At 62.7% G+C, this 25,405-nt stretch carries 25 protein-coding genes; 13 read left to right on the forward strand and 12 right to left on the reverse strand.

The window, feature by feature from the left end; translation table 11 throughout:
- Positions 1-17: 17 nt before the first annotated feature.
- The gene (gene tauA, locus F6X59_RS14650; protein WP_152956822.1) at positions 18-989 is read right to left on the reverse strand and encodes a taurine ABC transporter substrate-binding protein; all 972 of its coding nucleotides are present in this window, start codon (positions 987-989) and stop codon (positions 18-20) included.
- Between the two features lie 499 nt (positions 990-1,488).
- Here tauA and F6X59_RS14655 point away from each other — a divergent pair, with 499 nt between their 5' ends.
- From F6X59_RS14655 to F6X59_RS14685, 7 genes are all read left to right on the forward strand, one after another.
- Positions 1,489-2,841 carry an OprD family outer membrane porin gene (locus F6X59_RS14655; RefSeq protein ID WP_152956823.1) on the forward strand — a complete coding sequence of 451 codons (1,353 nt, stop codon included), beginning with the start codon at positions 1,489-1,491 and terminating at the stop codon, positions 2,839-2,841.
- Positions 2,842-3,005: 164 nt separating this feature from the next.
- On the forward strand, positions 3,006-3,644 hold the full coding sequence (locus tag F6X59_RS14660; RefSeq protein WP_152956824.1) for a peroxiredoxin: 639 nt from the start codon (positions 3,006-3,008) through the stop codon (positions 3,642-3,644).
- A gap of 283 nt (positions 3,645-3,927) precedes the next feature.
- Positions 3,928-4,893, forward strand: a complete 966-nt coding sequence (locus tag F6X59_RS14665; RefSeq protein WP_152956825.1) for a sulfonate ABC transporter substrate-binding protein — start codon at positions 3,928-3,930, stop codon at positions 4,891-4,893.
- 60 nt (positions 4,894-4,953) lie between these two features.
- Positions 4,954-6,102, forward strand: a complete 1,149-nt coding sequence (gene ssuD / locus F6X59_RS14670; protein WP_152956826.1) for an FMNH2-dependent alkanesulfonate monooxygenase — start codon at positions 4,954-4,956, stop codon at positions 6,100-6,102.
- A gap of 10 nt (positions 6,103-6,112) precedes the next feature.
- Positions 6,113-6,910: an aliphatic sulfonate ABC transporter permease SsuC gene (gene ssuC / locus F6X59_RS14675; RefSeq protein WP_152956827.1), complete on the forward strand. Its 798-nt coding sequence runs from the start codon at positions 6,113-6,115 to the stop codon at positions 6,908-6,910.
- A complete protein-coding gene (gene ssuB / locus F6X59_RS14680; protein ID WP_152956828.1) occupies positions 6,907-7,719 on the forward strand; it encodes an aliphatic sulfonates ABC transporter ATP-binding protein in 813 nt (270 codons plus the stop codon). Before ssuC ends, ssuB begins: the two co-directional genes overlap by 4 nt.
- A 34-nt stretch (positions 7,720-7,753) precedes the next feature.
- Positions 7,754-7,969: a molybdopterin-binding protein gene (locus tag F6X59_RS14685; RefSeq protein WP_027595183.1), complete on the forward strand. Its 216-nt coding sequence runs from the start codon at positions 7,754-7,756 to the stop codon at positions 7,967-7,969.
- Positions 7,970-8,000: 31 nt separating this feature from the next.
- Here F6X59_RS14685 and F6X59_RS14690 read toward each other — a convergent pair whose 3' ends face one another.
- From F6X59_RS14690 to F6X59_RS14705, 4 genes are all read right to left on the reverse strand, one after another.
- A complete protein-coding gene (locus F6X59_RS14690) occupies positions 8,001-8,642 on the reverse strand; it encodes a TetR/AcrR family transcriptional regulator (protein WP_152956829.1) in 642 nt (213 codons plus the stop codon).
- Positions 8,642-10,219, reverse strand: a complete 1,578-nt coding sequence (gene gshA, locus F6X59_RS14695; RefSeq protein ID WP_152956830.1) for a glutamate--cysteine ligase — start codon at positions 10,217-10,219, stop codon at positions 8,642-8,644. The genes F6X59_RS14690 and gshA overlap by 1 nt, the downstream gene beginning before the upstream one ends.
- A 154-nt stretch (positions 10,220-10,373) precedes the next feature.
- Positions 10,374-10,757 (reverse strand): PaaI family thioesterase, encoded by a 384-nt coding sequence (locus F6X59_RS14700; protein WP_152956831.1) that lies wholly within the window; start codon positions 10,755-10,757, stop codon positions 10,374-10,376.
- On the reverse strand, positions 10,757-13,081 hold the full coding sequence (locus tag F6X59_RS14705) for a Tex family protein (protein WP_152956832.1): 2,325 nt from the start codon (positions 13,079-13,081) through the stop codon (positions 10,757-10,759). The genes F6X59_RS14700 and F6X59_RS14705 overlap by 1 nt, the downstream gene beginning before the upstream one ends.
- Before the next feature lie 217 nt (positions 13,082-13,298).
- Between F6X59_RS14705 and ompR the strand changes: the two genes are divergently transcribed.
- Positions 13,299-14,039 carry a two-component system response regulator OmpR gene (gene ompR / locus F6X59_RS14710; RefSeq protein WP_152956833.1) on the forward strand — a complete coding sequence of 247 codons (741 nt, stop codon included), beginning with the start codon at positions 13,299-13,301 and terminating at the stop codon, positions 14,037-14,039.
- A gap of 13 nt (positions 14,040-14,052) precedes the next feature.
- Entirely contained in the window at positions 14,053-15,366 is a 1,314-nt protein-coding gene (locus tag F6X59_RS14715) for an ATP-binding protein (protein WP_152956834.1), read from the forward strand.
- 53 nt (positions 15,367-15,419) lie between these two features.
- Here F6X59_RS14715 and rimK read toward each other — a convergent pair whose 3' ends face one another.
- A complete protein-coding gene (rimK, locus tag F6X59_RS14720) occupies positions 15,420-16,325 on the reverse strand; it encodes a 30S ribosomal protein S6--L-glutamate ligase (RefSeq protein WP_015268602.1) in 906 nt (301 codons plus the stop codon).
- Positions 16,322-16,804, reverse strand: a complete 483-nt coding sequence (locus tag F6X59_RS14725) for an ATP-dependent zinc protease (protein WP_372240393.1) — start codon at positions 16,802-16,804, stop codon at positions 16,322-16,324. The genes rimK and F6X59_RS14725 overlap by 4 nt, the downstream gene beginning before the upstream one ends.
- Before the next feature lie 109 nt (positions 16,805-16,913).
- Between F6X59_RS14725 and F6X59_RS14730 the strand changes: the two genes are divergently transcribed.
- Entirely contained in the window at positions 16,914-17,315 is a 402-nt protein-coding gene (locus F6X59_RS14730; RefSeq protein ID WP_152956836.1) for an RNA-binding S4 domain-containing protein, read from the forward strand.
- A 114-nt stretch (positions 17,316-17,429) separates the two neighbouring features.
- Here F6X59_RS14730 and F6X59_RS14735 read toward each other — a convergent pair whose 3' ends face one another.
- Complete coding sequence (locus F6X59_RS14735) at positions 17,430-18,224, reverse strand: phosphatase PAP2 family protein (protein ID WP_152956837.1); 795 nt, start codon at positions 18,222-18,224, stop codon at positions 17,430-17,432.
- A 119-nt stretch (positions 18,225-18,343) separates the two neighbouring features.
- On the opposite strand from F6X59_RS14735, the gene hslO reads away from it, so the two are divergent.
- Both hslO and F6X59_RS14745 read left to right on the forward strand, forming a co-directional pair.
- Positions 18,344-19,243, forward strand: a complete 900-nt coding sequence (gene hslO, locus F6X59_RS14740; protein WP_152956838.1) for an Hsp33 family molecular chaperone HslO — start codon at positions 18,344-18,346, stop codon at positions 19,241-19,243.
- A 179-nt stretch (positions 19,244-19,422) separates the two neighbouring features.
- Positions 19,423-20,970 carry a phosphoenolpyruvate carboxykinase gene (locus tag F6X59_RS14745; protein WP_152956839.1) on the forward strand — a complete coding sequence of 516 codons (1,548 nt, stop codon included), beginning with the start codon at positions 19,423-19,425 and terminating at the stop codon, positions 20,968-20,970.
- 57 nt (positions 20,971-21,027) lie between these two features.
- Here F6X59_RS14745 and F6X59_RS14750 read toward each other — a convergent pair whose 3' ends face one another.
- Together F6X59_RS14750 and F6X59_RS14755 are read right to left on the reverse strand one after the other, a co-directional pair.
- Positions 21,028-21,300 (reverse strand): type II toxin-antitoxin system RelE/ParE family toxin, encoded by a 273-nt coding sequence (locus tag F6X59_RS14750; RefSeq protein WP_152956840.1) that lies wholly within the window; start codon positions 21,298-21,300, stop codon positions 21,028-21,030.
- Positions 21,300-21,764, reverse strand: a complete 465-nt coding sequence (locus F6X59_RS14755) for a hypothetical protein (RefSeq protein ID WP_152956841.1) — start codon at positions 21,762-21,764, stop codon at positions 21,300-21,302. Before F6X59_RS14755 ends, F6X59_RS14750 begins: the two co-directional genes overlap by 1 nt.
- Before the next feature lie 103 nt (positions 21,765-21,867).
- Between F6X59_RS14755 and F6X59_RS14760 the strand changes: the two genes are divergently transcribed.
- The gene (locus F6X59_RS14760) at positions 21,868-22,308 is read left to right on the forward strand and encodes a thioesterase family protein (protein WP_152956842.1); all 441 of its coding nucleotides are present in this window, start codon (positions 21,868-21,870) and stop codon (positions 22,306-22,308) included.
- A gap of 56 nt (positions 22,309-22,364) precedes the next feature.
- Here the strand turns inward: F6X59_RS14760 and F6X59_RS14765 are convergent, their stop codons facing one another.
- Entirely contained in the window at positions 22,365-22,841 is a 477-nt protein-coding gene (locus F6X59_RS14765; RefSeq protein ID WP_152956843.1) for a glycine zipper domain-containing protein, read from the reverse strand.
- A gap of 214 nt (positions 22,842-23,055) precedes the next feature.
- Complete coding sequence (locus F6X59_RS14770) at positions 23,056-25,401, reverse strand: FdhF/YdeP family oxidoreductase (protein WP_372240394.1); 2,346 nt, start codon at positions 25,399-25,401, stop codon at positions 23,056-23,058.
- Positions 25,402-25,405: the final 4 nt, after the last annotated feature.

The raw sequence follows: 25,405 nt of genomic DNA on the forward strand, positions 1-25,405 counted from the left end.
TCCGTGCGGTTGCAGTCTTAGTTGGGGATGTACTGGGCGCTGACGTACGGCGAGTAGTCCGGCAGCACCGCGTCGACTTTGCCTTGCTGCTTGAGGAAGGTGGCTGTGTCGGTCAGTGCCTGGGTGGTTGGCGCGCCCAGTTCCTTGGCCTGGTCGGCGGCCAGCGGGTAGACGTTGCCCTGCAGCAGCACCGGGATATCCGTTGGCTTGGCGCCGGACAGCTTGGCCAGCTTGGCGACGTTGTCCGGGTTGGCCAGCCAGGCTTGCGGGTCCTTGCGGTAGTCGGCGTAGGCGTCGAGGGTGACCTTGGCGAACGCCTTGACCACGTCAGGGTGCTTGGCGGCGAAGTCCTTGCGCACGATCCAGGCATCGAAGGTCGGTGCGCCTTTTTCGGCCAGCTCACCCGAGGTGATCAGTACCTTGCCGTTTTCCTTGGCCACGCCCAGGGCCGGGTCCCAGACGTAGGTGGCATCGATGTCGCCGCGCTTCCAGGCGGCGATGATCGCCGGTGGTGCGAGGTTGAGGATCTGCACCTTGGACGGGTCGATGTTCCAGTTTTTCAGCGCGGCCAGCAGGCTGTAGTGGCCGGTGGAAACGAACGGCACGGCGACTTTCTTGCCGATCAGGTCCTGTGGGGTCTTGATGTTGTCACGGGCGACCAGCGCCTCGCCGGCGCCGATCTGGGTGGCGATGAGGAAGGTCTCGACCGGCAGTTTGCGGGTGGCGGCGGCAGCCAGCGGGCTGGAGCCGAGGTAGCCGATCTGCACGTCGCCGCTGGCCACGGCGGTGATCACGTCCGCGCCGTTATCGAACTTGCGCCAGTCGATGCTGGCCTTGCTGGCTTTTTCGTAGTTGCCATCGACCTGGGCCACCTTGGCCGGGTCGACGGTGGTCTGGTAGGCAACGGTCAGGTCGGCGGCCTGGGCCAACCAGCTGGCGCTGGCGAGGGTCAGGGCAGCGAACAGGCGCAGCGGAGCATGCGGGATCATGGTGAACCTCTCGTCAGGCAATGATGTACTGGATGGCGAGAAGGCTAAATGATCTAAGAAATATAAAATAAATAACTTTTTAGAATTAGCTTAGGAGCCAAATGCTTTAACGCTGGCCATAGCCGGAATGGGTGGCTAGCGCTACAGCGATCCGCTGCTAGTCTTTCTTTCCTTCGTAACGGTGGGGCACCTGCTGTTGGTCGGCAAACGTTTGCAAATAACCTAAAGGTATGATTGACGGCGCCGATACAACTTTTCGTAGTAAAGGTTCCTACGATATTCCTTAAAAATCTTACAATTTCATAAAACGGTCATTTTGGATTTATAGGATTGTCATTATCCTGTAGCGCAGGGGGCGTGTTAGACCAAAGTCTAGAAACGTTTAGAAACGATTGACTTAATGGTCACGCTTTGGGGCTAATCGCCCATCCACGGTTGAGCGGGGCAACAGACCCTGCCGCCAGAGATACACAAGAATTAGAACGTAGAGGAGCAGAACTTGTACAAGTCCAGCCTGGCTCTGGCCGTGGCAGTGGGGGTTTTCGCCCAAGCAGCAGGTGCCGCCGGTTTCGTCGAAGACAGCAAATTGTCGCTGAGCTCGCGCACCATGTACTTCAACAACGACAACCGTGAAGCGCACGCTACTGGCACTGCCGAGCGTCCGGATCAGCGTGAGTCGGGTCAGGGCTTCAAGCTCGACTACATCTCGGGCTTCACTCCAGGCACCGTAGGCTTCGGTGTTGACGCTCAGGCGCTGTGGGGTATCCACCTCGATGGTGGTGAGGGTTACCACAAATCCGGCTTCTTCCCGGATGACGGCAAGGGTTCCGCTGCCCAGTGGGCTCGCTTCGGCGCCAACGCCAAGGCTCGCTTCTCCAAGACCGAAGCACACTTCGGTAGCGCGCTCGCTCCGAACCTGCCGATCCTGGTCTCCAACGATGGTCGTCTGCTGCCACAGACCTTCGAAGGTGGCACCATCCAGTCGAAGGAAATCGATAACCTGACCATCAACGCCGGTCAGCTGACCCACGCCATGGGTCGTGCTTCGAGCAACCGTACCGGCCTGTCCGTTGCTGGCGCCACTGCAGAAAGCAACAAGTTCCGCTATGGCGGTCTGGACTACAAGCTCACTCCAGACCTGACCCTGCAGTACTACTACTCGAACCTGGAAGACTTCTACAAGCAGCACTTCCTGGGTGCGACCCACGTCTTCAAGATCGCTGACAACCAATCGTTCAAGACCGACCTGCGCTACTTCGACAGCAGCAGCGACGGTAAAAACGGCAACGACAGCACTTACAACTTCAACAACAACGGTGGCTACGCCAAGAACACCGGCGAGGTCGACAACAAGACCTGGTCCGCCATGTTCACCTACACCCTGGGTGGCCACGCGTTCATGGTCGGCCGCCAGCAAGTTGGCGATGACGGTGGCTTCGTCTGGCTGAACCAGGGCAGCCTGGTGAACGACAGCGGCACTTCGGAAGGCGCTGGTGGCTCAAGCTTCTACCTGTTCACCGACAGCATGATCAACCAGTTCGCCCGTGCTGGCGAGAACACCAACTTCGGCCAGTATTCGTATGACTTCGCCTCGCTGGGCGTTCCGGGCCTGAAGGCTTCGGTTGCCTACCTGCGCGGTGATGACATTCGCTACAAGAGCGGCCACGGCACCTACAACGAGTGGGAACGTGACGCACGCATCGATTACACCATTCAGGAAGGCACCCTCAAAGGCCTGGGCTTCAGCCTGCGTCAGGGTGTCTATCGTGGCAGCGGTGGTTCGAGCAGCGAGTTCACCAAAGACCAGGATCAGGCTCGCTTCATCGTGAACTACACTTACAGCTTCCTGTAAGCCGTAGCCACACAGAAAGCCTCGCCTAGTGCGAGGCTTTTTTGTGGCCGCAATTCTGTATGCGTAAAAGTTATAAATAAATCATTATTTATTCTTTTTATTTCTCATCGAATGCAGGCACATTGAACCCACAACGCCAGAACACAGCACAGGAGCCGCACCCCATGAGCCTCAAACTCGGCGACATCGCCCCGGACTTCGAACAGGAATCCAGTGAAGGCAAGATCCGCTTCCACGAATGGCTGGGCAACAGCTGGGGTGTGCTGTTCTCCCACCCGGCGGACTTTACCCCGGTGTGCACCACCGAGCTGGGCCTGACCGCCAAGCTCAAGGATGAATTCGCCAAGCGCGGCGTGAAGGCCATCGCCCTGTCGGTCGACCCGGTCGATTCGCACCATAAATGGATCGAGGACATCAACGAGACCCAGAACACCGTGGTCAACTTCCCGATCATCGCCGACGCCGACCGCAAGGTCTCGGACCTGTACGACCTGATTCACCCCAATGCCAGCGACACCCTCACCGTGCGCTCGCTGTTCGTCATCGACCCGAACAAGAAGGTGCGCCTGACCATTACCTATCCGGCCAGTACCGGGCGCAACTTCAATGAGATCTTGCGGGTGATCGACTCGCTGCAGCTCACCGACAACCACAAGGTCGCCACACCAGGTAACTGGCAGGACGGCGACGAGGTGGTGATCGTGCCTTCGCTGAAGGACGAAGACGAAATCAAGCAGCGCTTCCCGAAAGGTTATCGGGCGGTGAAACCCTATTTGCGGCTGACCCCGCAACCGAATCGTTGATGAATTCCTCGTTGCATTGCTCTTAGCCATAGCAGGGATTTCCGGGCCGTTTCGACGGCCCTTTTTTTATGGCTGCGAAACACTCAATCAAATAGATTTGAATGGAATAAACAAATGAAAAAATATGATTTCTAGATATATGGCCAGGCTGGTAATGTCACTCCAACAGAACACCAGGCAACGCCGACACCACTGACCGGCCGAGCCATCGCTCCACCACCTTACTCGCCCGTCAACGAGGCAAGCAGGTGCAACCCGAACCCCAATCGCACAGGAGAGCGCCATGCGCACAGTCTTCTTGCGTCGTGGTCTGGTCGCCCTGTTTGCGGCGGCTGTGTCCTTCGGCGCCATCACCCAAGCCCAGGCCGAGAGCCTGCGTATCGGTTACCAGAAATACGGCACCCTGGTGCTGCTCAAGGCCAAGGGCACGCTGGAGAAGCGCCTGGCCGAGCAGGGCGTGCAAGTGCAGTGGACCGAGTTCCCAGGCGGCCCGCAGCTGCTTGAAGGGCTGAACGTCGGCTCGATCGACTTCGGCGTCACCGGCGAGACCCCGCCCGTGTTCGCCCAGGCTGCTGGCGCCGACCTGCTCTACGTGGCCTACGAGCCACCCGCGCCGCACAGCGAAGCCATCCTCGTGCCCAAAGGCTCGCCGATCCAGTCGGTGAAAGAGCTCAAAGGCAAGAAAGTCGCCCTCAACAAAGGCTCCAACGTCCACTACCTGCTGGTCCGCGCCCTGGAAGATGCCGGCCTCAAGTACACCGACATCCAGCCTGTCTACCTGCCGCCTGCCGATGCCCGCGCGGCCTTCGAGCGTGGCAGCGTCGATGCCTGGGTGATCTGGGACCCGTACCAGGCGGCCGCCGAGCAGCAGCTGCAGGCCCGTACCCTGCGTGATGGCAAGGGCCTGGTCGACAACCACCAGTTCTACCTGGCTACCCGCACCTACGCCACCCAGCACCCGGCGGTGATCAGCACCCTGATCGACGAGGTGCGCGCCGTGGGCCAGTGGTCCCAGGCCAACCCGCAGGAAGTCACCGACCAGGTCGCGCCACTGCTTGGGCTGCCCGCCGACATCACCCTGACCTCGGTTAAGCGCCAAGGCTACGGTGCCCAGGCGCTCACCCCGCAAGTGGTGGCCGCGCAACAGAAGATCGCCGACACCTTCCAGGCGCTCAAGCTGATTCCCAAGCCGCTGAGCATCAAGGACGTGATCTGGACACCCCCGGCCAAGGTCGCCACTGCGCCTTGATTGATTCGCCTGCGCCGGGGCGCCGCCCTGGCCCTCGCCACCCCTGAGGAGACAACTCCAATGAGCCTTAACATTTTCTGGTTCCTCCCTACCCACGGTGACGGCAAGTACCTGGGCACCTCTGACGGCGCCCGCGCGGTCGATCACGGTTACCTGCAGCAGATCGCCCAGGCCGCCGACCGCCTGGGCTTCGGGGGCGTGCTGATCCCTACCGGGCGATCCTGCGAGGACTCCTGGCTGGTGGCCGCGTCGCTGATTCCGGTGACCCAGCGCCTGAAGTTCCTGGTGGCCCTGCGCCCAGGCATCATTTCGCCGACCGTGGCCGCACGCCAGGCCGCAACCCTCGATCGGCTGTCCAATGGCCGTGCACTGTTCAACCTGGTGACCGGGGGCGACCCGGACGAACTGGCCGGCGATGGCCTGCACCTGAACCATCAGGAGCGCTACGAAGCCTCGGTCGAGTTCACCCGTATCTGGCGCAAGGTGCTGGAAGGCGAAACCGTCGACTACGACGGCAAGCACATCCAGGTAAAGGGCGCCAAACTGCTCTATCCGCCCATCCAGCAGCCGCGCCCGCCGCTGTACTTCGGTGGCTCTTCGGAGGCTGCCCAGGACCTCGCCGCCGAGCAGGTCGAGCTGTACCTGACCTGGGGCGAGCCGCCGAGCGCAGTTGCCGAGAAAATCGCCCAGGTGCGTGAGAAAGCCGCCGCCCAGGGCCGCGAAGTCCGCTTCGGCATCCGCCTGCACGTGATCGTGCGGGAAACCAACGAAGAAGCCTGGGCTGCCGCCGACAAGCTGATCTCGCACCTGGACAACGACACCATCGCCCGTGCCCAGGCCTCGCTGGCCCGTTTCGACTCGGTCGGCCAGCAGCGCATGGCAGCCCTGCACAAGGGTAACCGTGACAACCTGGAAGTCAGCCCCAACCTGTGGGCCGGTGTCGGCCTGGTGCGTGGTGGTGCCGGGACCGCGCTGGTCGGCGATGGCCCGACCGTGGCGGCACGGGTCAAGGAGTACGCCGAGCTGGGTATCGATACCTTCATCTTCTCCGGTTATCCACACCTGGAAGAGTCGTATCGGGTTGCCGAACTGCTGTTCCCGCACCTTGATGTGCAACGCCCGGAGCAGGCCAAGGCTGGCGGCTACGTGAGCCCGTTCGGCGAAATGGTCGCCAACGACATCCTGCCCAAGTCCGTCGCGCAGAGCTGAGGGCCGGGTCATGAGTCGTGCAACCTCCACCACTTTGAGCCAGCGCCTGGCGCCGTGGGCACTGCCGGTGCTGCTGCTGGCGGTCTGGCAGCTGGCGGTCAGCGCCGGCTGGCTGTCGACCCGCATCCTGCCTGCGCCGAGCGCGGTGGTCAGCGCCGGTGTCGAGCTGGTGCGCAGCGGTGAAATCTGGACCCACCTGGCCATCAGTGGCTGGCGGGCCGGGCTGGGCTTTGCGATCGGCGGCAGCATCGGCCTGTTGCTGGGCTTCATCACCGGCCTGTCGAACTGGGGCGAACGCCTGCTCGACAGCTCGGTGCAGATGATCCGCAACGTGCCGCACCTGGCGCTGATCCCGCTGGTGATTCTGTGGTTCGGTATCGACGAGTCGGCGAAGATCTTCCTGGTCGCGCTGGGCACGCTGTTCCCGATCTACCTGAACACCTACCACGGTATCCGCAATGTCGACCCGGCACTGGTGGAGATGGCCCGCAGCTACGGCCTTTCCGGCTTCGGCCTGTTCCGTCAGGTGATCCTGCCCGGTGCGCTGCCATCGATCCTGGTCGGTGTGCGCTTCGCGCTGGGTTTCATGTGGCTGACGCTGATCGTCGCCGAGACCATTTCGGCCAACTCCGGCATCGGTTACCTGGCCATGAACGCCCGTGAATTCCTGCAGACCGACGTGGTGGTGCTGGCCATCGTCCTGTACGCCGTGCTCGGCAAGCTCGCCGACCTCGCCGCCCGCGGCCTGGAACGGCTGTGGCTGCGCTGGCACCCGGCCTACCAGGTAGCGAAGAAGGAGGGCGCATGACCGTGCTCAAGGACCAGCCGCCACGCCTGCTGCGTGGCATCCCGTTGGCCGCCAACGGCCTGCGCAAGGCCTTCGGCCAACGTGAAGTATTGAAAGGCATCGACCTGCATATCCCGGCCGGCCAGTTCGTCGCCATCGTCGGTCGCAGCGGTTGCGGCAAGAGCACCTTGCTGCGCCTGCTGGCCGGTCTCGACCAGCCGACTGCCGGTCAGTTGCTGGCCGGTGCCGCCCCGTTGAGCGAAGCCCGCGAGGAAACGCGGCTGATGTTCCAGGAGGCACGCCTGCTGCCCTGGAAGAAGGTGATCGACAACGTCGGCCTGGGCCTCAGTGGCAACTGGCGCCAGCGCGCGTTGGATGCGTTGGAGGCGGTCGGCCTGGCTGATCGCGCCAATGAATGGCCAGCGGCGTTGTCCGGTGGCCAGAAGCAGCGCGTGGCCCTGGCCCGCGCCTTGATCCACCAACCACGCCTGCTGCTGCTGGATGAGCCGCTGGGGGCGCTGGATGCGCTGACCCGCATCGAGATGCAGCAATTGATCGAACGTCTGTGGCGTCAGCACGGTTTTACCGTGCTGCTGGTGACCCACGACGTCAACGAGGCGGTGGCCGTCGCTGACCGGGTAATCCTGATCGAGGACGGCGAAGTCGGCCTGGACCTCACCGTAGACCTGGCAAGGCCAAGGGCGCGTGGTTCGCACCGCTTGGCCGCGCTGGAAAGCGAAGTGCTGAACCGTGTTCTGTCGGTACCGGGCATCCCGCCCGAGCCGGACCCTGTAGCCCCTTTGCCCACGCAACTGCGTTGGGCGCATTGAAAGACTCACTAAGCCAAAGAGAAGGAATCAAGCCATGACCATCAAAGCCATCAACGTCCGCAACCAGTTCAAAGGCACCGTGAAAGAAATCCTCGAAGGCCCGGTACTGTCGGAAATCGACGTGCAGACTGCCTCGGGTGTCGTCACCTCGGTGATCACTACCCGCTCCGTGCGTGAGCTGGAGCTTCAGGTGGGCAGTGAGGTGATTGCCTTTGTGAAATCGACCGAAGTGTCCATCGCCAAGCTGTGATGCGGTTCGTGACTGGGGCCGCAGAGCGGCCCTAGAATACCGGGTTGGAACGCTTTGCCAGAAACGGCGGCAGATAAAGCCCCAGGTACGCCTCGAACACCCGCTTGCCTTCTTCGGCCATGCGCGGGGTAATCGCTTCATGCAACTGCACCGACCGCGCATACACCCGGTCGCTCAGTTCCATCGCCAAGGCGAACACATCCACATCCGCCGGCATCACCGGCAGGTGGAAGTGCTGGTCGAACAACTTGTGCATCAGTTCGCCCAGCTCCATGTCGTGCTGCCGGTCGGCCTGCACCACTTCGCTGAGCCCATGCTGGGCCAGGATCAACTGCCGCGCCGCCGCATCCCCGTTGTAGATATCGAGCATGCGTTGTTCGATCAGCCGCGACAGCTCGTGCCAGGTGGCAAACGCGCTGCTGTCGATCGGCGCACTCAATGCCTCGCGAAACGCCCGGTGCACATCGGCGGTCAGCGCTTCCAGCAAGGCCGGGACGCTGGCGAAGAAGTGATACACCGACGACGGTGGAATCTGCGCCCGCTCGGCCACGCTGTAGATCGACAGTGCTGCCACCCCTTGTTCAGCCAGCAGCTCGCGTGCGGCCGCCAGGATCGCTTCGATCCTGGCCTGGCTGCTGGCGCGAGGCTTGCGCGGGGTGGCGGTGCGGCTCATCAGTTGCTGATCGCCAGGATGCTGGCCTGGTAGGCGCCGACGAACAAGTCGAAGTCGCCGACCTCCTCCTGCTCCAGCTCGGACTGCTTGGCGAGCGACTCGCGAGCCAACGTCTCGAAGGCCTGTTGCTGCTCGGCCGACAGTGGCTGCTCGCGGAAGGTCTCGGCGTGCAGGCGGCTCTGGCGCAGGGAGAACTGGACGAAGGTTTCGTCATGCTCGGTCATGCGTGCCAGCACCTGGGCCGAGGGGGTCAACGAGGCGTCATCGACCTTGGCCTGTTGGGTGGCCAGGGCCTTGGCGTGTTCGTTGCCACCCTGGGCGAGGTCGAGCAACTCCGCCAACTGGCCGATGCGGCTGATCAGCTCGGTGGCCCATTCGCGCAGGGCGATGGGCTGGCCGTTGCGGTGCAGCTCCAGGCCTGGGCGGCGGCCTTCCTTGACCACGGTGAGGAAGTTGCTGGTGCACTGGCCGCACTCGCCGTTGTCCAGCTGCGGGCTCTCTTCAAGGGCGCAGAACAGCAGGAAGGCGTCGAGGAAGCGCGCTTCGGTCAGGTCGATGCCCACCGGCAGGAACGGGTTGATGTCCAGGCAGCGCACTTCGACGTACTGCACGCCGCGCGAGGTCAGCGCCTGGATCGGCCGCTCGCCGGTGTAGGTGACGCGTTTCGGGCGGATGTTCGAGTAGTACTCGTTCTCGATCTGCAGGATGTTGGTGTTCAGCTGCACCCACTCGCCATCCACGTGGGTACCCACCTCGACATACGGCGGGTAGGGCGTGCCCACCGCCTTGCGCAGGCTGTCGGTGTAGCTGGCGAGGTTGTTGTAGCAGGGCGTGAGGCCGGCCTGGGCGTTGCTCTGGTAGCCCAGGTCGCTCATGCGCAGGCTGGTGGCATACGGCAGGTAGAGGGTTTCGGCGTCCAGCTCTTCCAGCTGGTGCGGGCGGCCGCGCAGGAAGCCTTTGTCCAGTGCTGGCGAGGCGCCGAACAGGTACATCAGCAACCAGCTGTAGCGGCGGAAGTTGCGGATCAGCGCAATGTACGCCGAGGACTGGAAGTCGCGGTCGCTTTCTTCGCTGCCTTCGCTATCGCGCAGCAACGGCCACAGCGCTTCGGGCAGCGAGAAGTTGTAATGAATGCCGGCGATGCACTGCATGGTGCGGCCGTAACGCAGGGCCAGGCCCTTGCGGTAGACGTGCTTGAGCTTGCCGATGTTCGAGGTGCCGTACTCGGCGATCGGGATGTCCTCCTCGGCCGGCAACGTGCAGGGCATCGACGGGCTCCACAGGTATTCGTCGCCAAGCTTGCTGTAGACAAAGCGGTGGGTCTGTTCGAGGCTTTCGAGCACCTTGGCCGGGTCGGCCAGGGCCGGGGTGATGAACTCCAGCAGCGACTCGGAATAGTCGGTGGTGATCTGCTCGTTGGTCAGCGCCGATCCCAATGCTTCGGGGTGCGGGGTCTGGGCCAGGCGACCTTCGTCGGTCACGCGCAGGCATTCGCGCTCAATACCGTGCAGGCACTGCTTGAGCAGGGGAAGATTGGCGCCGAGCAGGCTCAGGCGGCGGTTGAGGAGGTCGCTCAAGATGTATTCCTTCACGCGTCAGTCGCCCCAATATGGGGGTAGAGATGACGGTCTACAAGGGTAGGAAAAAAGGAACTGGCGTTGTCGCCTGGTTTACGCGGTTCCGGCAGTGCCAGCGCACTGCCGAAAAATACCGCAGATACCCCTTGGTGAGCTAGAGAACCGCGAAGGTTCCTTGCGCTTTCGCCACCAGTTTGTCGCCTTGAACTACGTCGGCGTCGACCACCAGGGTACGGCGCCCGGCGTGCAGCACACGAGCGGTGCACAGCACTTCACCGTCGCTGATGGCGCGCATGTAGTTGATCTTGCATTCGATGGTCACGCTCTGTTGGTCGAAACCGTGGCTGGCCGAGCAGGCCAGGCCCATGGCGATGTCCACCAGGCTGAAGATCGCCCCGCCGTGCAGCTTCTGGCCGCGGTTGCGCAGCTGCGGCTCAAGTGCCAGGGCCACCTCGGCAACGCCTGTATCCAGGCGTTGCACGCGGCAGCCAAGGAGCTGGCTGTAGGCGCTTTGGACCAAGTCCTTGGGAATATCCATCACTTCTTCTTCAGCTGCTTGGCGTTGGCGAACAACGAGGCCATGGCGTTGTTGGCTGGGGCTGCAGTGGCGGTTTCACGCTGGCGTGGCGCCTGCTGCTGACGGTTGCCGCCATTGCCACGGTTGCCGCCGCGGTTGCCTTCGACCTTTTCGCCCGGGGTGTCGCTCATGCGCATGGACAGGCCGACGCGTTTGCGCGGGATGTCCACTTCCATGACCTTGACCTTGACCACGTCGCCCGCCTTGACCGCTTCGCGTGGGTCCTTGATGAACTTCTCCGACAGCGCCGAAATGTGCACCAGGCCGTCCTGGTGCACGCCGATGTCGACGAAGGCACCGAAGTTGGTGACGTTGGTCACCACGCCTTCGAGGATCATGCCTGGCTCCAGATCCTTGAGGTCCTCGACGCCGTCCTGGAAGGTGGCGGTCTTGAACTCCGGGCGTGGGTCACGGCCGGGCTTGTCCAGTTCCTGCAGGATGTCGGTGACGGTTGGCAGGCCGAAGGTTTCGTCGGTGAACTTCTTCGGGTCCAGGCGCTTGAGGAAGCCGCTGTCGCCGATCAGCGAGCGGATGTCGCGGTCGGTGTCGGCGGCGATGCGCTGCACCAGCGGGTAGGCCTCAGGGTGCACGGCGGAGGCGTCGAGCGGGTTGTCGCCGTTCATCACGCGCAGGAAGCCGGCGGCCTGCTCGAAGGTCTTTTCGCCCAGGCGGCTGACCTTTTTCAGCGCCGCACGGGTGGCGAACGGGCCGTTGGCGTCGCGGTGGGCGACAATGTTCTGGGCCAGGGTCGCGTTGAGGCCGGAAATACGCGTCAGCAGCGCCACGGAAGCTGTGTTGACGTCGACGCCGACGGCGTTCACACAGTCCTCGACCACCGCGTCCAGGCCGCGAGCCAGCTTGATTTGCGACACGTCGTGCTGGTACTGGCCGACACCGATGGATTTCGGGTCGATCTTCACCAGTTCGGCCAATGGGTCCTGCAGGCGGCGGGCGATCGACACGGCGCCACGGATCGACACGTCCAGGTCCGGGAATTCGCGGGCGGCCAGTTCAGACGCCGAGTACACCGAAGCGCCTGCCTCGGAGACCATGATCTTGGTGATCTTCAGTGCCGGGTACTTCTTGACCAGCTCGGCCACCAGCTTGTCGCTCTCGCGGCTGGCGGTGCCGTTGCCGATGGCGATCAGCTCCACCGAGTGCTTGGCGCACAAGGCGGCCATGATGGAAATGGTGCGGTCCCAGTCGTTCTTCGGTGCGTGCGGGTACACCGTGGTGTAGTCCAGCAGCTTGCCGGTGGCATCGACCACGGCGATCTTGCAGCCGGTGCGCAGGCCCGGGTCGAAGCCCAGGGTGGCGCGCGGGCCGGCCGGGGCGGCCAGCAGCAGGTCGTGCAGGTTGTGGGCAAAGACGTTGATTGCCTCGCCTTCGGCATTGTCGCGCAGCTCGCCGAACAGGTCGGTTTCCAGGTGGGTGTAGAGCTTGACCTTCCAGGTCCAGCGCACCACTTCGCCCAACCATTTGTCGGCCGGGCGGCTGCGGTTTTCGATGCCGACGTGGTTGCTGATCATCAGCTCGCACGGGTGCAGGGTGCCGGGCAGTTCTTCGCCGACCTTGAGCGAGGCGCTCAGCACGCCTTCGTTGCGCCCGCGGAAGATCGCCAGGGCGCGGTGCGAAGGGGCCGTGCGCAGCAGTTCATCATGGGCGAAGTAGTCGCGGAACTTGGCGCCTTCCTCTTCCTTGCCGGCCACCACGCGGGCGCTGAGCACCGCTTCCTGCTTGAGGAAACTGCGCAGCTTGTCGAGCAGGGCGGCGTCTTCGGCGAAGCGCTCCATGAGGATGTACTTGGCGCCTTCCAGCGCGGCCTTGACGTCGGCCACGCCCTTTTCGCCATCGACGAAGCGTGCGGCTTCGCTTTCCGGGGTCAGGTTGGGGTCGTTGAACAGGCTGTCGGCCAGCGCGCCGAGGCCGGCTTCCAGGGCGATCTGGCCCTTGGTGCGGCGCTTCTGCTTGTACGGCAGGTAGAGGTCTTCGAGGCGGGTCTTGGTGTCGGCCAGCTTGATCTCGCGGGCCAGTTCCGGGGTCAGCTTGCCCTGTTCCTCGATGCTGGACAGGATGCTGGCGCGGCGCTCGTCGAGTTCGCGCAGGTAGCGCAGGCGCTCTTCCAGATGGCGCAGCTGGGTGTCGTCGAGGCTACCGGTCACTTCCTTGCGGTAACGGGCGATGAAAGGCACGGTGGAGCCTTCGTCCAACAGGCCCACGGCCGCCTCGACCTGCTGGGGGCGTACGCCCAGTTCCTCGGCGATACGGCTGTTGATGCTGTCCATGTAAACCACCTGACATTTGTGAATACGGGGGTCGCCGGCGGGCCTTGGGCCCGGTGGCGCTGGATGAAAGGCGCGCATTATACCCATCGCAAACGGCTTGCGGTGATGGCGCCCGGCCAGCCGGAACTGGCGCCCGGGGAAAAATCTGCTAACAATGCTCACGCAACGTGCAGCAATGGCTACGCCATAATGCGCGGCGATATCAGAGGAGTTATTCATGACCGGCACCGCAAACACCGCTGAAGGTGACAAGATTCTCATCGTCGACGACGATCCGGGGCTCAGCAGCCTGCTGGAACGTTTCTTCACCAGCAAGGGCTACCGCGCCCGTGCGGTGCCCAACACCGAACAGATGGACCGCCTGCTTGCACGCGAAGTGTTCAACCTGGTGGTGCTCGACCTGATGCTGCCAGGCGAAGACGGCCTGTCCGCCTGCAAGCGCCTGCGCCAGTCGAACAACCAGATCCCGATCATCATGCTCACCGCCAAGGGTGATGAGCTCAGCCGCATCAAGGGCCTGGAACTGGGCGCTGACGACTACCTGGGCAAGCCGTTCAACCCGGACGAGCTGATGGCGCGGGTCAAGGCCGTGCTGCGCCGCCAATCGCCGAGTGTGCCGGGTGCCCCGGGCAGCGAGGACGAGTCGGTCACCTTTGGCGACTACGAGCTTTCGCTGGCTACTCGCGAACTCAAGCGTGGCGACGAAGTGCACATGCTCACCACTGGCGAGTTCGCCGTGCTCAAGGCGCTGGTGATGCACGCCCGTGAGCCGCTGACCCGCGACAAGCTGATGAACCTGGCCCGTGGCCGCGAGTGGGACGCGCTTGAGCGCTCCATCGACGTGCAGATCTCGCGTCTGCGCCGCATGATCGAGCCGGACCCGTCCAAGCCACGCTACATCCAGACGGTCTGGGGCGTCGGCTACGTGTTCGTTCCAGACGGAAACGCCGGCAAATGATGCTTCGCCGTCAATGAAAACGCCGCTCTGGTTCCCGCAAAGCTTCTTTGCCCGCACCCTGTGGCTGGTGCTGATCGTAGTCCTGTTCTCCAAGGCACTGACGCTGGTCTACCTGCTGATGAACGAGGACGTGCTGGTTGATCGGCAGTACAGCCACGGTGTGGCGTTGACCCTGCGCGCCTATTGGGCGGCGGATGAAGAAAACCGCGACAAGATCGCCGAAGCCGCCGGGCTGATCCGGGTCACCGGTTCCGGCGTGCCGGAGGGTGAGCAGCACTGGCCTTACAGCGAGATCTACCAGCGGCAGATGCAGGCCGAGCTGGGTGAAGATACCGAGGTACGCTTGCGCATCCATGCGCCGCCTGCGCTGTGGGTGAACGCACCGAGCCTGGGCCCGGGCTGGCTGAAGGTGCCGTTGTACCCGCACCCGCTGCGTGGGCAGAAGATCTGGAACGTGCTGGGCTGGTTCCTGGCCATCGGCCTGTTGTCCACCGCCTCGGCTTGGATCTTCGTGCGTCAGCTCAACCAGCCGTTGAAGCGCCTGGTGTTCGCTGCCCGGCAGGTAGGCCAGGGGCGCAGCGTGCGCCTGCCAATCAGCGACACGCCCAGCGAGATGACCGAGGTTTACCGCGCCTTCAACCAAATGGCCGAAGATGTCGAGCAGGCCGGTCGTGAGCGGGAGCTGATGCTGGCGGGGGTATCCCATGACCTGCGTACGCCGCTCACGCGCCTGCGGTTGTCGCTGTCGCTACTGAACAGCGATAACGAACTCAGTGATGACATGGTCCGCGATATCGAGGACATGGACGCGATTCTCGACCAGTTCCTCGCGTTCATTCGCGATGGGCGGGACGAGCCGGTCGAGGAGGTCGACCTGGCCGACCTGGTGCGCGAAGTGGTGGCGCCCTATAACCAGCCGGAAGAGCGTGTGCGCCTGTGCCTGGAGCCGATTCCGCCGTTCCCGCTGCGCCGGGTTTCGCTCAAGCGCATGCTTGGCAACCTGATCGGCAATGCCCTGCATCACGCGGGCAAGGGCGTCGAGGTGGCGGCCTATGTGTCGGGGGACGAGAGCGCACCGTATGTGGTGCTCAGCGTGCTGGACCGGGGTACCGGGATCGACGAATCGGAGCTGGAAACCATCTTCAACCCGTTCATTCGCGGCGACCGCGCCCGAGGCGGCAAGGGGACCGGGCTGGGCTTGGCGATCGTCAAACGGATCGCGGCGCAGCATGGCGGCAATGTCGAGTTGCGTAACCGCTCAGGTGGCGGGATCGAAGCGCGGGTAAAGCTGCCATTGGGGCTGTTGCTGCCGCGTAATGCTGTTTGAGGTTCTCTGGCCTCATCGCGGCTTTAGCCGCGATGAGGCCGGTGCAGGCTGAATCAGCCCTTGCCCTTGGTCCGGGTCTGATTCGGCCCGCCATTCTTCTCCAGGTGCTCGATGATCATCCCGGCCACGTTCTTGCCGGTGGTCACTTCGATCCCTTCCAGCCCAGGCGACGAGTTCACTTCCATCACCAGTGGCCCGTGGTTCGAGCGCAGGATATCCACACCCGCCACGCTCAACCCCATCACCTTGGCGGCACGAATGGCGGTCATGCGTTCTTCGGGGGTGATCTTGATCAGGCTGGCCACCCCGCCGCGGTGCAGGTTGGAGCGGAACTCCCCCGGCTTGGCCTGGCGCTTCATCGAGGCGATCACCTTGTCGCCCACCACGAAGCAGCGGATATCCGCACCGCCGGCCTCCTTGATGTACTCCTGAACCATGATGTTCTGCTTCAGGCCCATGAACGCCTCGATCACCGACTCGGCAGCCTTGGTTGTCTCGCACAGCACCACGCCGATGCCTTGGGTACCTTCCAGCACCTTGATCACCAGCGGTGCGCCATTGACCATCTGGATCAGGTCGGGGATGTCATCCGGCGAGTGGGCGAAACCGGTGATTGGCAGGCCGATGCCGCGCCGCGACAGCAATTGCAGCGAGCGCAGCTTGTCGCGCGAGCGGGCGATGGCCACCGATTCGTTCAGCGGATAGACGCCCATCATCTCGAACTGGCGCAGTACTGCGCAGCCATAGAAGGTCACTGAAGCGCCGATGCGTGGGATCACCGCATCGAAGCCCTCCAGCGGCTTGCCGCGGTAGTGGATCTGCGGCTTGTGGCTGGCGATGTTCATGTAGGCCCGCAGGGTGTCGATCACCACCATTTCATGGCCCCGCTGGGTACCGGCTTCGACCAGACGGCGGGTGGAATACAGACGCGGATTGCGCGACAGCACAGCGATCTTCATGCAGCACCTGTGACAGGGGAGAGGGTGGCCGGATAGGCCGGTTTGTCTTGTACGTATTTCAGGCCGGGGTTGACCACCAGCTGGCCATGTATGAGCGCCTTGGAGCCCAGCAGCAGGCGATAACGCATGTTCTTGCGACAGGCCAGGGTGAACTCTACTTCCCAGACCGCATCGCCCAGGGCCAGCGTGGTGCGGATCACGTAACGGGTCTGCGCCTGGCCGTTGGAGCTCTTGATGGTCTTCATGGTCACCAGCGGCGCTTCACAGCGGCGGTGGCGCAACTGCACCACCGAGCCAAGGTGGGCGGTGAAGCGTACCCAGGCCTGGCCGTCACGCTCGAACGGCTCGACTTCGGTGGCATGCAGGCTGGAGGTGCTGGCGCCGGTGTCGATCTTGGCGCGCAGGCCCGCCACGCCGAGGTCGGGCAGGGCCACCCACTCACGCAGGCCGATCACTGTCAGATGGTCAAATTTCTTCACGAAGCACACCCTGCGGATAAGGTGGTGAACTGTAAGCACGGCGGGGACTTTTTGCATCCGTCAGTTACGGTAGTACAGTTCGATGAAAGACAGAATTCGAGGAAACGAGATGGCACAAAAAGCCGAGGACGACGACAAGGTCCGCCTGGACAAATGGCTGTGGGCGGCGCGGTTCTACAAGACCCGTGCGCTGGCCAAGGCGGCGATCGAGAGCGGCAAGGTGCATTGCCGGGGCGAACGCTGCAAGCCGGGCAAGGAACCGCGGCTGGGCGATGAGTTCGTCTTGCGCACCGGGTTCGACGAGCGCACGGTCGTGGTCAAGGCGCTGTCGGTGGTGCGGCGCGGGGCGCCGGAGGCGCAGACGCTGTATGAAGAGACTGACGAGAGTGTGCGCCGCCGTGAGCAGGCGGCCGAGATGCGCAAGGCAGGGGCGATGGGGGTGACTACCGATGGCCGGCCGACCAAGAAGCAGCGGCGGCAGATTCACCAGTTGCATGGGAGCTTCGAATAGCTGGGGCCGCTGTGCGGCCCATCGCCGGCAAGCCAGCTCCCACATTGATCGACGTACGCATGACCTTGTGGGAGCTGGCTTGCCAGCGATGGGCTGCGCAGCAGCCCCAGGGATCTAGCGGATCACTGCCAATCGTCCGACCAACGGTAGCTTGGCCGCGATCGCAAACAACGGCGCCGTCCCGCGCAGCAGCAAGCCACTGCCCTTGGCCGCCAGCGGCGTATGGCAACTCCAGCCCAACGCCAGCACCGCCATCAGCAGGCCGCCAATGTAATCGTCTTGCCCCCAGTGCGCCCCGGCCACCAGCCGCGGCATCATGAACAGGAACGCCAGGCTCCAGACCACCAGATGCTGTACCAGCCGGCGGCTGAACAGGCTCATGAACAAGGCCCAGATCAGCAGCACCGAAGCATGATCACCCGGGAAACTGTTGCTGGAGCGGTCCTTCAGTTCCCAGGCTTTTTCCAGGTTCGGGTAGTAGCTGCTGAGGTGTACCACGTGGTCGAACACCATCGACGGGCTGTCATGTTGCCAACCCATTGCATCCACCCACTTGGAAAACAGCGCGCGAATCACCACTAATAGGAGCAGCGTGACCAGAAAGCCAAAGAAGGCTTCGCGAACCTGGCTGGCCTTGAACACCCAGTTGCCACGGATCAGCACGGCCAGAAGGATCAGGCCTACGACGATGTCGAAGGGGCGCAGGCTGCCGACGGTCCAGATGTAGCGCCACGCCGTGTGGTCGGCCAGTGGCGTATTGAGGCTATGGAATAGCCACTCGTCGAAAGTCAGGCACAGGATCTGGCCAATAGGCCATAACCAGAAACACAGTAGAGCGATGGGAAGCAGCGTACAGGCTGCCAATGGCCCCAAGGACCACCTTGCTTGGAACAGTGGTCGATTGTCCATAGAATACCTCTATTGCAAACAGGAATCAGAGCGCCTTGTGAGCGCTCTACCACGGGATATCGCAGTAGTTCGACATCCGGTGTAACCATTTTGTCATCATTTTCAGATAGCCAAAACCTATGAGCGATTTGCCTGATACCGATTTCACCCAACGTTTCATCTTCGACGAGCGCGATGTGCGCGGCGAGTGGGTGTCTCTCGATGACAGCTACGCCGCGGTGCTGGCTCGTCATGAGTACCCGCAGCCGGTGCAGGCACTGCTTGGCGAACTGATGGCCGCCACCGCCTTGCTGGTGGGCGCGTTGAAGTTCGACGGCCTGCTGATTCTGCAGGCGCGTTCCGAAGGGCCGATCCCGCTGCTGATGGTCGAATGTTCGGGCGAGCGCGACATCCGTGGCATGGCCCGCTACGAGGCGCAGCAGATCCCGGCCGATGCCACCCTGGAGCAGTTGATGCCCGGCGGCCACCTGACCCTGACCATCGACCCGGTCAAAGGCCAGCGTTACCAAGGCACCGTCGAGCTGGACGGCGCCGACCTGGCGGAGTGCTTCACCAACTACTTCGTGCAGTCGCAGCAGCTCAACACCCGCTTCTGGCTCAACGCCGATGGCGGCAAGGCCCGTGGCCTGCTGTTGCAGCAACTGCCGCGCGATCGCCAACCGGACGATGAGGAGCGCGAAGACAGCTGGCAGCACGTGATTGCCCTGGCCAAGACGCTCAAGCCCGAGGAGTGGTCGGAAGACAACGAAACCCTGCTGCACCGCCTCTACCACGAAGACGCCGTGCGCCTGTTCGACATCCAGCCGCTGCGCTTCAAGTGCAGCTGCTCGCGCGAACGTTCCGGCAATGCGCTGGTCAGTTTGGGCGAGCACGATGCCAACGCACTGGTCGAGGAGTGCGGTGGCACGGTGGAGATCGATTGCCAGTTCTGTAACCAGCGCTATTTCTTCGATGCCAGCGATGTTGCGCAACTGTTTGCCGGTGGCGGCACGGAAGCGGCGTCAGAAACTCGCCACTGAAACGTTTAATTTCAGGGGAATCTCCTGTCGAATTGCGCAAAAGAGCAGTTCTGACAGGAGGGGCCTACTTTTTTTGGGCGTTTCTGGCATAATCCGGCCACTTTTTTCGCTGTAGTAGTTTTTTCGAGACAACTACAAAACGTTTGGAGCACTCGGCCTCGGGCCGGATGGGGTATCTCATGACGCAAGCCAACAACACCGTGTACACCGACCTGAGCGTCGATAAGCTGGTTGAAGAAGCGCTGCAACGCGGTGAAGGCGTGCTGGCCGATACCGGCGCACTGGTAGTCGAAACTGGCCACCGTACTGGCCGCTCGCCGGCTGACCGTTTCATCGTCGAAGAACCTTCCACCCAGGCCGCTATCGCCTGGGGCCCGATCAACCGCAAGTTCCCGGCTGACAAGTTCGATGCCCTGTGGGACCGCGTCGAGGCGTTCAACAACGCCCAGGATCACTTCGTTTCCTACGTTCACGTAGGGGCTGCTGCCGAGCACTACCTGCCGGTGAAGATGACTACCCAGACTGCCTGGCAGAACCTGTTCGGTCGTTGCCTGTTCATCAACCCGGAGCCAGGCCAGTTCAACCCGGCCGGTCGCGACCAGTGGCAGATCCTCAACGTTGCCAACTTCGTTTGCGAGCCTGAGCGTGACGGCACCAACTCCGACGGCTGCGTGATCATCAACTTCGCCCAGAAGAAAGTGCTGATCGCTGGCATGCGCTACGCCGGCGAAATGAAGAAAGCCATGTTCTCGGTGCAGAACTTCCTGCTGCCGGCTGCCGACGTGCTGCCGATGCACTGCGCTGCCAACATCGGCGAAGAAGGCGATGTCACCCTGTTCTTCGGCCTGTCCGGCACCGGCAAGACCACCCTGTCGGCCGACGAAAGCCGTTACCTGATCGGTGACGACGAGCACGGTTGGGGCGAAGGCGTTGTCTTCAACATGGAAGGCGGCTGCTACGCCAAGTGCATCGACCTGTCCGAGAAGAACGAGCCGGTCATCTGGAAAGCCATCAAGCACGGCGCCGTGCTGGAAAACGTTGTTCTCGACGCCAACAAGCACGCCGACTACACCGATGTCAGCCTGACCCAGAACAGCCGTGCGGCCTACCCGCTGGAGCACGTTGCCAAGCGCTCCGAAGCGAACCTGGGCGGCGAGCCTAATGCCGTTATCTTCCTGACCTGCGACCTGACCGGTGTTCTGCCTCCGGTTTCGATCCTGAACAACGAGCAGGCGGCCTACCACTTCCTGTCCGGTTACACCGCGCTGGTCGGTTCCACCGAAATGGGTTCGGGCGGCGGCATCAAGTCGACCTTCTCCACCTGCTTCGGCGCACCGTTCTTCCCGCGCCCGGCTGGCGAGTACGCCGAGCTGCTGATCAAGCGTATCAACGCCTTCGGCTCCAAGGTCTACCTGGTCAACACCGGCTGGACCGGCGGTGGCTACGGCGTTGGCAAGCGCTTCAGCATCCCGACCACCCGTGCGGTGATCGCTGCGATCCAGAGCGGCGCGCTGGTCGGTGCCGAAACCGAGCACCTGGACATCATCAACCTGGACGTGCCGAAGGCTGTTCCAGGCGTTGAAACCGAGCTGCTCAACCCGCGCACCAACTGGGCTGACAAAGCTGCCTACGACGAGGCCGCCCAAGGCCTGGCCAAGCTGTTCATCGAAAACTTCAAGAAGTTCGAAGTTTCCGACGCCATCAAGGCTGCTGGCCCACAGCTGTAAGCTGAGCCCAGCCGCAACGAGAAAGCCGCCCATTCGGGCGGCTTTTTTGTATCTGGGTCACGGCCACTGCTGCCGTGCATGGAGGATGCGTATGATCTCAATGCGGTCATCCATGATTCGGTAAATCATCACATAATTCGACCTTACGACAATTTCTCTCGTGCCTGGGTATCTGCCGGCCTTATACAGCGTGGGTGCCAGAGTGGCGCGCCTCGCCTTGTCTCTGAACGTCTCGTCCAACACTACGGCAGCTGCAGGATTGTTCTCGGAAATGTGCTCCATGATGCGAATACGGTCTTTAAGCGCCATTTCTCGCCAAACCAGTCGCATCAGCGAGTCTTGGCTTTGAGGTTGGCGCGCAAGACAGCGAGTTGCCGCTCCGCATCATCGTCCTCGATCACAGGGGATACATCCTTGAGGCTTGCCTCGACCTGTTCGGAAAACCACCCTTCATAGGCTGCTGCCTCATGAGCTCGTTTGAGTGCCAGCGCACGGTCAGGACGTTGGTAGGTGCTCAGCTGGGCCGGGTCGAAGGTGGACGCATCGACCTGGAAATGCTCAATGCCGAGGTCGAGCAGGTAGGTCACCAAGGTTTCGAATTTCTTGAACAGCCTGACATTGCCACTGCGTTGAGCAATGAGCACATGTTCCTGATGGTTGACGTCAACCTGGACAGCCCAGCCTCCGGGCTGCCCTACAATATGTGTTGCATTGATTCGGCCTGATTCTGCCATTCGGCTAAGGTGTGCATGGTCCAGCTGATGAGTAGGCACTGGTGTGATTCTCGATTTCATGGGGGATACACCATGCTATGCAATCTATAGTTGAGTGCGACTATAGGCCTTCCTGACTTGTTGTGGGAAGCTTCTCTCTGATGTAACCAATTGTGGATAACTCATGACCGAATCCCCCAACCGCACGGCCTTCTCCCACTTCCACCCGATCCTCACCCGCCCCCAGGACAACGACGTCAACGGCCACATCGCTGGCGCCACCGTGCATGGTTTCTTCGAAACCGCCATCCAGGCCTTCCTTGTCGAACAGGCGGATGTCGATCTGCGCGATGGCGAGCTGGCGGCTTTCGTGGTGAGTTCGGCGGCAGACTTCTTCGCTTTGCCGGGTTTCCCGGATGTGCTGGAGGTGGGGCTGGGCGTGATGCGGCTGGCAGGCAGCACGGTGGAGTACCGCCTGGCACTCTACCGCCCAGGGGAAACCGATGCGTGCGCGGCAGGGACGGTGGTGCAGGTGTTCATCGAGCGTGCCAGTGGCAGGCCGGTGCCGCTGCCCGAGGCACTGCAGGTGATCCTGGCCGGCCTGCAACTCGATCCGCAGGCATGAAAAAGCCCTGCCGGTGAGGGCAGGGCTCTTTTTACCTGTGGGCTGAGCCTCAGGTATCAGTCACGCCAGTGACGGTGCTTGCGGTGGCCATAGTGGCGGCCACGGTCGTAGTGGCGACGGTCGTCGTAGTCACGACGGTAGCGACGGTCGTCATGGCGATCTTCTTCATCGGCTTCTTTGCCCATGTAGTTGCCCAGTGCACCACCAGCGCCGCCGCCAGCGGCTGCACCGATGTAGCTACCGGTGGTGCCGCCCATCGAGCGACCTACCGCGTTACCGCCTGCGGCGCCCAATGCGCCACCGATGGCAGCCTCACCACGCTGGTGCTTGTTGGCACCTACGGCACTACCGGCAGCGCCGCCCAGGCCAGCACCGATGGTGCCGCCAGTGCTACCGCCGATGGACTGGCCCACGACTGAGCCCAGTACCCCACCCAATGCGCCGCCAATGCCGGCCTCGGTGGTGCCGCCTGCCATGGCAACGCCGCTGAGCAAGCTGAAAGACAACAACAGAATCGAGGAGTACTTCTTCATCGAGAAAGCCTCATAGGGATGACGAGGGCGAATTTGAGGCTAAGGCGGGCGGCTGGCAACGAAAATCCGACGAGTAACACGAGTTGTACACAATTCTCTAACTTACTGTATTTGCTATGAAACTTTGTCTATTTTCGCTTGTCTGAGTTTATTGTGACAAAGCCCTGGACCTCGCGGTTCAGGGCTTTTTTCGTTTTTGCCGGGGCACTTCTGCTTACAGGATTCGGCCGTCGTCCCGGGCGCGTTCCAGCTTGATGGCAACGAACTTGGAGGTCGGCGTATGGCTGCCGTCGCCGATGCTTTCCAGGGGAATCAGCGGGTTCACTTCCGGATAGTACGCCGCCGCTTGCCCCGCAGGGATATCGAAGGCCAGCAATGTGAAGCCATGCACACGGCGCACATGCTCGTCACCCCACAACGAGACGATGTCGACCTTCTGCCCAGGCTGGAAGCCCAGGCGGATGATGTCGGCCTCGTTGGCGAACAGTACCTCGCGCTGCCCGCGCACGCCGCGGTAGCGGTCGTCTAGGCCGTAGATGGTGGTGTTGTACTGATCGTGGGAGCGCATCGACTGCATGATCAGGTCCGGCAACTGGCCGCTGGCGCGAACGCGCTCGTCGATCAGGGTGTCGGGCAGCAGGTTGGCCTTGAAGTTGGCGCGGCCCGTGGTGGTCTTCCACTGGCGGCTGCCAGCGCTGTTGCCCAGGTAGAAACCGCCCGGGAGGGCCAGGCGTTGGTTGAAGTCGGTAAAACCGGCAATGGTGTCGCCGATCAGGTCGCGGATGCGGTCGTAATCGGCCACCAGCCAGTGCCAGTCCACCGGGTGTTTACCCAAGGTAGCGGCCGCGATACCGGCAACTACGGCAGGCTCCGAGCGCATCTGGGTCGACAGCGGCTTGAGCTGGCCATTGGAGGCGTGGACCATGCTGAACGAGTCTTCCACGGTGACGGCCTGGGGCCCGTCGGCCTGCAGGTCGATATCGGTGCGGCCCAGGCACGGCAGGATCAGCGCTTGCTTGCCGTGGATCAGGTGGCTGCGGTTGAGCTTGGTGCTGATGTGCACGGTGAGGTCGCAGTTGCGCAGGGCCTGCGCGGTGCGTTCGGTGTCCGGGGTGGCCTGGGCGAAGTTGCCGCCAAGGCCGATGAACACTTTCGAGCGGCCATCGAGCATGGCGTGGATCGCCTCCACGGTGTTGTGGCCGTTATGCCGCGGCACCGGGAAGTTGAAACGTTTTTCGATGGCATCGAGCAGCGCCGCTGGCGGGCGCTCGTTGATGCCCATGGTGCGGTCGCCCTGCACGTTGCTGTGGCCACGTACCGGGCACAGGCCGGCGCCTGGCACGCCGATGTTGCCGCGCAGCATCTGCAGGTTGACGATTTCCTGGATGGTTGGCACCGAATGGCGGTGCTGGGTGATTCCCATCGCCCAGCACATGATCACCCGCTTGCCACGGCAGTACATGCGGGCAGCCAGCTCGATGTCGGCTAGCGTCAGGCCGGATTGTGCCTGGATGTGTTCCCAGGAGGTGGCGTCCACCGCTGCCAGGTATTCCTCCACGCCGTGGCCGTGCTCAGCAATGAACACGTGGTCGAACACTGCCGGCTCGCCGTTGGCCTGGGCTTCGCGCTCCCATTGCAAGACGAACTTGGCCATGCCGCGCAGCAACGCCATGTCGCCGCCCAGTGCCGGGCGGAAGAAGGCCGTGTTGGTCGGGCGGTCGCTGTTGGTCAACATTTCCAACGGGTTTTGCGGGTGCTGGAAGCGCTCCAGGCCACGCTCCTTGAGCGGGTTGACGCAAACCACCTGGGCGCCGCGTTTCACCGCGTCGCGCAGTGGATCGAGCATGCGAGGGTGGTTGGTACCTGGGTTCTGACCCCAGACGAAGATCGCATCAGCGTGCTCGAAGTCGTCATAGGTGACAGTACCCTTGCCGACTCCGATGCTCTGGCCCAGGGCCACACCGCTGGCTTCGTGGCACATGTTCGAGCAGTCGGGGAAGTTGTTGGTGCCATAGGCGCGCACGAACAGCTGATACAGGTAGGCCGCTTCGTTGCTGGCCCGGCCGGAGGTGTAGAACTCGGCCTGGTCGGGGGTGGCCAGCTTGTTCAGCTCACGGGCGATCAGGGCGTAGGCGGCATCCCAGGCGATCGGCTGGTAGCGGTCGCTTTGTGGGTCGTAAACCATCGGCTCGGTCAGGCGGCCCTGGTACTCAAGCCAGTAGTCACTCTGTTGCAGCAGTGCGCTGACGCTGTAGCGAGCGAAGAACGCCGCATCGACACGGCGTTTGGTGGCTTCCCAGTTGACCGCCTTGGCGCCGTTCTCGCAGAACTTGACCATGCCGCTCTCGGGCGAGTCACCCCAGGCGCAGCCGGGGCAGTCGAAGCCGCCGTTCTGGTTGGTCTTGAGCAGGGCGCGGATGTTCTTCAGCGCGTTGTCGCTGCCGACCCAGGCCTTGGCCACGCTGCGCAGCGCGCCCCAACCACCGGCGGGGCCGTGGTAGGGCTGGTAGCGAGGGGTGGAGGCAGGGGCGTTGTCCGGGAGTTGCTGGTACGAGGTCACGACT

The sequence above is a fragment of the Pseudomonas sp. MN1F genome, assembly GCF_009391885.1.
In the GTDB taxonomy this organism is placed as follows: Bacteria; Pseudomonadota; Gammaproteobacteria; order Pseudomonadales; family Pseudomonadaceae; genus Aquipseudomonas.

What these genes read in the sequence shown, in the direction of transcription:
- tauA (WP_152956822.1), bottom strand. Translation starts at nt 989, where the DNA reads ATGATCCCGCATGCTCCGCTGCGCCTGTTCGCTGCCCTGACCCTCGCC.
- F6X59_RS14660 (WP_152956824.1), top strand. Translation starts at nt 3,006, where the DNA reads ATGAGCCTCAAACTCGGCGACATCGCCCCGGACTTCGAACAGGAATCC.
- F6X59_RS14665 (WP_152956825.1), top strand. Translation starts at nt 3,928, where the DNA reads ATGCGCACAGTCTTCTTGCGTCGTGGTCTGGTCGCCCTGTTTGCGGCG.
- ssuD (WP_152956826.1), top strand. Translation starts at nt 4,954, where the DNA reads ATGAGCCTTAACATTTTCTGGTTCCTCCCTACCCACGGTGACGGCAAG.
- ssuC (WP_152956827.1), top strand. Translation starts at nt 6,113, where the DNA reads ATGAGTCGTGCAACCTCCACCACTTTGAGCCAGCGCCTGGCGCCGTGG.
- ssuB (WP_152956828.1), top strand. Translation starts at nt 6,907, where the DNA reads ATGACCGTGCTCAAGGACCAGCCGCCACGCCTGCTGCGTGGCATCCCG.
- F6X59_RS14685 (WP_027595183.1), top strand. Translation starts at nt 7,754, where the DNA reads ATGACCATCAAAGCCATCAACGTCCGCAACCAGTTCAAAGGCACCGTG.
- F6X59_RS14690 (WP_152956829.1), bottom strand. Translation starts at nt 8,642, where the DNA reads ATGAGCCGCACCGCCACCCCGCGCAAGCCTCGCGCCAGCAGCCAGGCC.
- F6X59_RS14700 (WP_152956831.1), bottom strand. Translation starts at nt 10,757, where the DNA reads ATGGATATTCCCAAGGACTTGGTCCAAAGCGCCTACAGCCAGCTCCTT.
- F6X59_RS14705 (WP_152956832.1), bottom strand. Translation starts at nt 13,081, where the DNA reads ATGGACAGCATCAACAGCCGTATCGCCGAGGAACTGGGCGTACGCCCC.
- ompR (WP_152956833.1), top strand. Translation starts at nt 13,299, where the DNA reads ATGACCGGCACCGCAAACACCGCTGAAGGTGACAAGATTCTCATCGTC.
- F6X59_RS14715 (WP_152956834.1), top strand. Translation starts at nt 14,053, where the DNA reads ATGAAAACGCCGCTCTGGTTCCCGCAAAGCTTCTTTGCCCGCACCCTG.
- rimK (WP_015268602.1), bottom strand. Translation starts at nt 16,325, where the DNA reads ATGAAGATCGCTGTGCTGTCGCGCAATCCGCGTCTGTATTCCACCCGC.
- F6X59_RS14730 (WP_152956836.1), top strand. Translation starts at nt 16,914, where the DNA reads ATGGCACAAAAAGCCGAGGACGACGACAAGGTCCGCCTGGACAAATGG.
- F6X59_RS14735 (WP_152956837.1), bottom strand. Translation starts at nt 18,224, where the DNA reads ATGGACAATCGACCACTGTTCCAAGCAAGGTGGTCCTTGGGGCCATTG.
- hslO (WP_152956838.1), top strand. Translation starts at nt 18,344, where the DNA reads ATGAGCGATTTGCCTGATACCGATTTCACCCAACGTTTCATCTTCGAC.
- F6X59_RS14745 (WP_152956839.1), top strand. Translation starts at nt 19,423, where the DNA reads ATGACGCAAGCCAACAACACCGTGTACACCGACCTGAGCGTCGATAAG.
- F6X59_RS14750 (WP_152956840.1), bottom strand. Translation starts at nt 21,300, where the DNA reads ATGCGACTGGTTTGGCGAGAAATGGCGCTTAAAGACCGTATTCGCATC.
- F6X59_RS14755 (WP_152956841.1), bottom strand. Translation starts at nt 21,764, where the DNA reads ATGAAATCGAGAATCACACCAGTGCCTACTCATCAGCTGGACCATGCA.
- F6X59_RS14760 (WP_152956842.1), top strand. Translation starts at nt 21,868, where the DNA reads ATGACCGAATCCCCCAACCGCACGGCCTTCTCCCACTTCCACCCGATC.
- F6X59_RS14765 (WP_152956843.1), bottom strand. Translation starts at nt 22,841, where the DNA reads ATGAAGAAGTACTCCTCGATTCTGTTGTTGTCTTTCAGCTTGCTCAGC.